Genomic DNA, 8338 nt, shown 5'->3' with positions numbered 1-8338 from the left:
CGACGTGGTGGGGCCGCTTCGGGTGGCCCCACCACCTCGGCGGACGAGTCCCCGCGGGATGCGCCGGTAACGTCGGGAGTGGTCGGAGAGATGAACCCCATGGGGTTACTACCGAGTAAGTTCGCCCGTCTCCGGCGGGTGACTATGCTTGCTCGGTTCGCAGACGCGGCCGTTGGGATCGAAAGCGAAGGGTATGGGCTTTTTCATGCGTTCACGACACGATGGCAGCTCGAACGGGGCCTCTCCGGTGAACGCATCCTCTTCGTCCGATTTCCCTTCGGAGACGCAGCCTCGCGAGACGCAGGACGGTGCCCGCAGCCGGGCACCGCGCCCCGAACGTGCACCCCGTCCCGAACGCGCGCCCCGGCCCGAGCGCGCACCCCGCCCCGAACGTGGCTCACGCCCCGAGCGCGCTGCGCGCCCGGCGCGCGGCGAGCGCGCCCGTGGTCGTCGGGGTGTGTTGTTGCCGCAGTTGTTGGTGTCGGCGGTGGAGTCGGCCGGTGATGCGGTGGCGGTGGTGGAGGGTTCTCGGTCGTTGTCGTATCGGGAGCTCGATGCGGTGTCGTCGCGGTGGGCGCGGTGGTTGATCGGTCGTGGGGTGGGGCCGGGGGATGCGGTGGTGGTGGCGGTGCCGCGGTCGCTCGAGTCGGTGGTGGTGTTGTGGGCGGTGGCGAAGTCGGGGGCGACGTTCGTGCCGGTGGATCCGGGTTATCCGGCCGAGCGGGTGCAGTTCATGGTGGCCGATTCGGGTGCGGTGTTGGCGTTGACGGTGTCGTCGGTGGCGCAGGTGGTGGCCGAGGCGGCGGGGTCGGTGCCGGTGGTGGCGGTCGACGAGGTGTCGGTGGCTGCGCGGGTGGGGCAGTTGTCGTCGCGTCCGGTTTCGTATGCGGATCGGGTGCGTTCGCTCGAGCTGTCGGATGCGGCGTGGATGATCTATACCTCGGGGTCGACGGGGCGGCCGAAGGGTGTGGTGGTTTCGCATGCCGGTATCGGTGGGGTGATGTCGGCCGAGCGTGAGCATTTCGGGGTCGATGGCTCCTCGCGGGTGTTGCATGTGTGTTCGCCGAGTTTCGATGTGTCGTTGCTCGAGTTGGGGGTGGGGTTCTCGGCGGGGGCGACGGTGGTGGTGGCGCCGGCGGGGGTCGGTGGTGGTCCGGATCTGGCGGATGTGATTGCGTCGCAGTCGGTGTCGCATGTGTTCATGACGCCGGGTGCGTTGGGGTCGATGGATCCTGCGGGCTTGGACGATCTGCGTGTGGTGGTCGTGGCGGGTGAGTCGTTCACCCCGGATCTGGTGCGGCGGTGGTCGGTGCCGGGTCGGCGGCGGTTCTTCAATGCCTATGGTCCGACGGAGACGACGATTCTGGCGACCTCGTCGGCGGAGCTGGTGCCCGATGCGCCGGTGGTGATCGGGTCGGCGATCGCGGGGGTGGGCGCGTTCGTGCTCGATGAGCGGTTGCGTCCGGTGCCCGAGGGTGTGGTCGGTGAGTTGTATGTGGCCGGGGCGCAGGTGGCGCGGGGCTATCACGGTCGGTTCGGGTTGACCGCGGCGCGGTTCGTGGCCGATCCGTTCACCCCGGGTGGCCGGATGTATCGGACGGGGGATCTGGTGCGTCGCGGCGGCGATGGGGTGTTCGAGTATGTGGGGCGCAGTGATTTCCAGGTCAAGATCCGGGGGTTCCGGATCGAGCTGGGGGAGATCGATGCGGTGTTGTCGTCGGTGCCGGGGGTCGGTTTCGCGGTGACGGTGGGGGCGGCGTTGGCGTCGGGGGAGTCGGCGTTGGTGTCGTATGTGGTGCCCGAGGCGGGGGCGGTGCTCGATCCGGCGCAGGTGCGGGCGTCGGTGGGGGAGGTGTTGCCCGGTTATATGGTGCCGTCGTCGGTGACGGTGCTCGACGAGGTGCCGCTCACGCCGGTGGGGAAGGTCGATCGGGCGGCGTTGCCGGCGCCGGTGTTCGAGGTGGCCGAGTATCGGGCGCCGCGGACGCCGGTGGAGATCGCGGTGGCCGAGGAGGTCGCGCAGGTTCTGGGGGTCGAGCGGGTCGGGTTGGACGATTCGTTCGTCGATCTCGGTGGTAATTCGTTGGCGGCGACGCGGTTGGTGGCGCGGTTGTCGGCGCGGTTGGGGTATCGGGTGGCGGTGCCGGTGGTGTTCGAGGCGTCGTCGGTGCAGGAGTTGGCGGCCCGTCTCGACACCGACACCGCCGGTGCCGGGGTCGGGAGTGTGGTGTTGGCGGCGCGGCAGCGTCCGGATCGGGTGCCGTTGTCGTTGGCGCAGCAACGCATGTGGTTCCTCAACCGGCTCGAACCGCATTCCGCCGTGAACAATATCCCTGTGGCCATTCGTCTTTCGGGACGTCTGGACGTCGATGCGCTGCAGGCAGCAGTCTCCGACGTGGTGGAACGTCACGAATCGCTCCGCACCGTCTACCCCGAGATCGACGGTGTCGGCTACCAGCAGGTGCTGCCCGCCGCGGACGCGGTCGTCGAGGTCCGTCCCGAGACCGTCGGGGCCGACGAGGTCCCGGCCCGGGTCGCCGAAGCGGTCACTACCGGCTTCGATGTGACGCAACAGGTTCCGATCCGAGTGCGCCTGTTCGCCGTGGCCCCGGACGAGCACGTGCTCGTCGTCGTGGTGCACCACATCTCCGCCGACGGCTACTCGATGGGGCCGCTGACCCGCGACGTGGTGACGGCCTACGCCGCGCGTGTCGCGGGCGGGGAACCCGGATGGGCACCGCTCGAGGTGCAGTACGCGGACTACACACTCTGGCAGCGCGAGGTCCTCGGCGAGGAGTCCGACCCCGAGTCGCTCATGGCGCGCGAGACGGACCTCTGGACGCGGACCCTCGCGGATCTGCCCGAAGAGGCGACGCTGCCGTCCGATCGTCCCCGGCCGGCCGTCGCGAGCTATCGGGGTGCCTCGCACCGCCTCACCCTCGACGAGCGGGTCCGCGCAGCGATCGCCGATCTCGCCCGCCGCAGCGGCGCAACGGAATTCATGGTCGTCCACGCCGCGCTCGCCGTGCTTCTCGCCCGGCTCGGCGGTAACGACGACATCACCATCGGTACTCCCGTCGCCGGCCGTGGCGACGCCGCGCTCGACGATCTGGTGGGCATGTTCGTCAACACCCTGGTGCTGCGTACACCCGTCGAACCCCAAGCGTCCTTCGGCGACTTCCTCGACTCGGTGCGCACGACCGACCTCGAGGCGTTCACCCACGCCGACGTGCCGTTCGAGCGGCTCGTCGAGGTGCTCGATCCACCTCGTTCGCAGGCGCGCCACCCACTCTTCCAGGTGATGCTCACCTTCCAGAACATGCCGGTCTCGCAGCTGGAACTGCCCGAGCTGACCGTCTCCGGTATCGACTTCGACGCGCAGGTCGCCAAGTTCGACCTGCAGGTCACCGTCGCGGATGTCGTCGACGCCGCCGGCGATCCCTCCGGTCTCGTGGTGGAATTCAACTACGCCACCGAACTGTTCGACCCGCAGACCGTCGCCGCTGTCGCAGAACGGTTCTCGCGGATCCTCGAGGCGGTCACCACCGATCCGCGCATCCCGGTCGGCGACGTGCCGCTCGTCACCGACGATGAGCTCGACCGCATCCTTACCGAGTGGAACACGCTCGGCGAATCCGTCCCGGTCGTCGAACCGGCCACGCTGTCTGCGCGTTTCGACGCGGCCGTCCGCACCCACACCGCGAATGCCGCGGTGACTCACGGGGAGACGACCCTCACGTACGCCGAACTCGGTGCCCGCGCGAACCGGATCGCACGCCGGCTCGTCGGCGCAGGCGTCGGACCGGGCACTCTCGTCGCGGTGGCCCTGCCGCGGACCGAGAACCTCGTGGTCGCTCTCACCGCGGTCGTGCTCTCCGGCGGCGCCTACCTGCCGATCGACACCGCTCACCCGCAGGACCGTGTGCGGTACATCCTCGACCAGGCACGGCCCCGCGTGATCCTCACCTCGGATGCACTCGGAGACGAGCCCGGAGCGGAGGCGTTGCGCGGCAGCGGAATCGAGATGCTCGATGTCGTCGCCGCACAAGACGACGCCTCGGTCTCGGCCGATCCGCTCACCGACGCCGACCGGATCGCATCGCCGCAGCCGGACGATCTCGCGTATGTCATCTTCACCTCCGGTTCCACCGGCCGCCCCAAGGGCGTCGCCGTCACACACCGGAACGTGCTGACCCTCTTCGCCAACGCCGAACCCCGCTTCGGCTTCGGCCCGGACGACGTGTGGACGCTGTTCCACTCCTACGCCTTCGACTTCTCGGTGTGGGAGCTGTGGGGACCGCTGCTGTACGGGGGCCGGCTCGTCGTCGTCGACTACCTCACCTCCCGGTCACCCGAGCTGTTCGCGCAGCTCGTGCGCCGCGAGGGCGTCACGGTGCTCAACCAGACGCCGTCGGCGTTCTACCAGTTCGACGAGGCCGATCGCACTCTCGCGGCCGACACAGCACCGCTCGCGCTGCGCTACGTCGTCTTCGGCGGTGAGGCACTCGACCCCGCCCGGCTCGCGGACTGGTTCGATCGTCACCCCGCCGGCCCACAACTGGTGAACATGTACGGCATCACCGAGACCACGGTGCACGTGTCGTACCAGCCCATCGACCGCGCCCTCGCGAAGGCCGGTGCCGCCAGCGCGATCGGACGGTCGCTTCCCGGACTGGACGCCTACGTCCTCGACCGGCGCCTGCATCCCGTGCCCGCCGGCGTGCCGGGCGAGCTGTACATCTCCGGCGACCAGCTATCCCGCGGATATCTCGGACGTCCCGACCTGACGGTCGCGCGCTTCGTCGCGAACCCCTTCGGTCGAGGTCGCCTCTACCGCACCGGCGACATCGCGCGGTGGAACGGTGAAGGCATCCTCGAATACGCGGGTCGCAGCGACTCGCAGGTCCAGCTCCGCGGCTTCCGCATCGAACTGGGCGAGATCGAGTCGCAGCTGCTGCAGGCTCCGGGTGTCGCACAGGCCGTCGCCATGGTCCGGGACGACGGACTCGGCGAACGTCTCGTCGGTTACGTCGTCGCCCGCACCGGTGAGACCGTCGACGCGGCCGCGGTGCGCGCGCACGCGTCCGAATTCCTCACGGGGTACATGGTTCCCGATGTGGTGACCGTGCTCGACGAACTCCCGCTCACGGTGAACGGCAAGCTCGACCGTCGCGCTCTCCCCGTGCCCCGCATCGACATCGACGCCGATCGTTTCCGCGAACCCGCCACCGAATCCGAACGGATCGTCGCGCAGGTCTGGAGCGAGGTACTGGGCATCGAACGCGTCGGCGCCGACGACTCGTTCTTCGACCTCGGCGGTAACTCCCTCGTCGCGACGCGGGTCGTCGCGCGCATCAACGAGGCGACCGGAGCGAGCCTGGCCATCCGCGAACTGTTCGAGGATCCCACCGTCGCGGGTCTGGCGGCGCGCGTCGACGCCGGCGGGTCCGATCGGGCCGTGCCGGAGCTCGTCGCACGGCCGCGTCCCGATCGCATCCCCCTCTCGCTCGCGCAGCAGCGCATGTGGGTGCTCAACCAGCTCGACCCGGGCTCCGCGACCTACAACATCCCGCTCGCCATCCGGCTGCGGGGCGCACTCGACATCGATGCGCTGACCGCGGCGGTGCGCGACGTCGTCGAGCGGCACGAGACGTTGCGCACCGTCTACACGCAGGACGAGCAGGGCCCGTTCCAGAAGATCCTGGATGCGGAGTCGATGCCGCCGCTCGAGGTGGTCCGCGTGGCCTCCGAGCAGGAGGCTTTCGAGGCCGTGGTCGAGGTCGCCTCGCAGGGATTCGACGTGTCCTCCGAGCCACCCGTGCGCGGTCGCCTCGTCTCGATCTCCGCCGGCGGTAGTGCAGGTTCGGTCGTCTCCGACGATCATGTCCTCGCGCTCGTGGTGCACCACATCTCGGCCGACGGCGCCTCGCTCGTGCCGTTGGCCCGCGACCTCATGGAGGCCTACGTCGCCCGGCTGTCCGGTTCGCGACCCGACCGCCCGCCGCTCGAGGTGCAGTACGCGGACTTCGCGGCGTGGCAGCAGGAGACCTTCGGCGACGCCGAGAACCCCGATTCGCCGGCGGGCAGGCAGCTCGCCTACTGGAAGCAGCAGCTGGCCGGGGTACCGGACCTGCTCGACCTGCCCACGGACCGGCCGCGCCCCGCGGTACCGAGCCTGCGCGGGGCCACGGTCTTCACCGAGGTCGACGCGTCGACCCGGCAGCGGCTCGAGGCGCTGGCGACCGAGAACCGTGCGTCGTTGTTCATGGTCGTCCACGCCGCGCTCGCCGTGCTGCTCGCGCGGATGAGCGGTTCGCGGGACGTCGTCGTGGGAACCGCCGTCGCGGGACGCGGCTCGCGGGTGCTCGACGACATCGTCGGCATGTTCGTGAACACACTCGCCCTGCGCACGGACGTCGATCCGGGCGCGCATTTCGCCGACATTCTCGAACAGGCACGCACCGCCGATCTCGAAGCGTTCGCGCACGCCGACATCCCGTTCGAGCGCATCGTCGACGAGGTCGTCGCCACCCGGTCGCCGGCACGTCATCCCGTCTTTCAGACGATGCTCTCGTTCCAGAACCTCGAACCCGCCCGGCTCGAACTGCCCGAGCTCACGGTGGAAGCACTCGATTCGGGGGTGCTCGCCGCGAAATTCGACCTGCAGGTGACCGTGGAGCCGCTCGCCGACGACGACGGCATGCGGATCGCGCTCACCTACGCCGTCGATCTCTTCGACGAGACGACGGCGCAGGCACTCGCGCAACGCTTCGTGACGGTCCTCGACGCCGTTGCCGCGGATCCCGGTTCGGTGGTCGGCGACATCGAGGTCCGGACCGAGACCGAGCGCGAGGCGGCAACCACCCCGGTCGCCGCTCCGGTGCGGGAAACCGCTCTCGAGACGGTCGACCGGACCGTCGTCCAGGAGTTGCAGATCGCGGTCGAGTCCGATCCCGAGGCGCCCGCCGTGGTGGTGGGCGACACCGAACTCGGCTTCGTCGACGTCGAGCGCCGGTCGTCGCAGTGGGCCCGGTACCTCATCTCCCGCGGAGCGGGTCCGGGTCGCACCGTCGCCGTCGACCTTCCGGTCGGTCCCGACCTGATCGTTGCGGTGTGGGCCGCCGTCAAGACGGGAGCCGCCGTCACGGTCGACCCCACGGTCACTGCCGACCACGTGCTGACCACCCTCGCACGCAGCGACGATCTGCGGTCGTCGGTCGCGGGGACGTTCGTCGACGATCCGGAGACGCTCGCCCTCGTCGCCGAGCAGCCGACCCGCTCGATCGCGTACACCGACCGTTCCGGTGTCCTCGGCCCCGACGACACGGCCGTCCGGACGAGTGAACTCGATCTCACCCACGGTGCGGTCGTCGCGGCGCTGCGGCGCGGCCGGAAGGACCTCGATCTGACCTACGAGTCGCGGGTCCTTCTCGCCGGTTCCCGCCTCGACCAGTGGACGGTCTTCGCCGTCCTGGCCGCGGCGATCACCGGTGCCGTCGTCGTTCCCGCCGGTCCCGACCATGACCCGGGCATCCTCGTCGACGAGGAGTGGGTGACCCACGGCTTCGTTCCGGCCGACGAACTCGCCGCTCTGCCCGACACCGAGGACCTCGTGGCGGTCGTCGTCACGGACGGGCCTGCGCACGACGGTGCGGAGCTCTCCGCCGGTCTCGCCGGCAAACTTTCCGACCTGCGTTCCCCCTGGGTCCTGCAGGAATGATTGCGGAAAGGTAACTTTACTTACCGGCCGAGTTCGTTCGGGGCGTCCACGGCCGGAAGGAGAGCTGTTCCGTGTTGCACAGAGGTCTTGTCGGGGGCCGAGCACGCTCGGGGACGCGCACACGGATGGGGAACCCGCCCAATGAGGGCACGGAGCCAAGATCGTGCTCGCCGTGGGAAGTCGAGTGAGCGTAGCTCGATGCGGGCCCGGGTGAGTCCGTGGCCGGCTGATGACGACGGAATTAACGTTGACGGTGTCCGCCCTACGGGGCACCCGGTGAGTAGGATGGTTGCCGCAGCGGCGCGCCGGCGTGGTCGCGATCGTCCCGGAACCGAAAGGACCGGAATACCGCTTCCATGGAGCTCGGGACAAGTAGGTGACGAATGATCTGTGCCTGCTTACGGACTTGGGACACCGGCGGGAGGGAAGATCTTGAGTTCGTCTCATTGCTGAGGATCGAATGTGATGAAGACAACCGCTCTCGAAAAGAATAGCGGTCTTCATGGCGAAACATTTGTGATGCAAGTATGCGTCGTCGGCTTGTCCGGTATTTTCCTGTTCTCCGCGGGACAAGTTGCCGCTACGATGGCAAACCATGATCCCATACATGCGTAGAGT

Annotated in this window: 1 protein-coding gene; it reads left to right on the top strand. The window is 69.0% G+C overall.

The features are described 5' to 3' along the window. Window positions 1-247 precede the first annotated feature (247 nt). The gene (locus RBB84_RS13405) at window positions 248-7720 is read left to right on the top strand and encodes a non-ribosomal peptide synthetase (protein WP_254583096.1); all 7473 of its coding nucleotides are present in this window, start codon (window positions 248-250) and stop codon (window positions 7718-7720) included. Window positions 7721-8338 lie beyond the last annotated feature (618 nt).

Origin of the sequence: Rhodococcus sp. D-6 (assembly GCF_040256695.1) — a bacterium.
GTDB lineage: Bacteria > Actinomycetota > Actinomycetes > Mycobacteriales > Mycobacteriaceae > Rhodococcus > Rhodococcus pyridinivorans.
The sequence above is the reverse complement of the archived record's forward strand: the minus strand, read 5'-3'. Positions and strand labels throughout refer to the sequence as shown.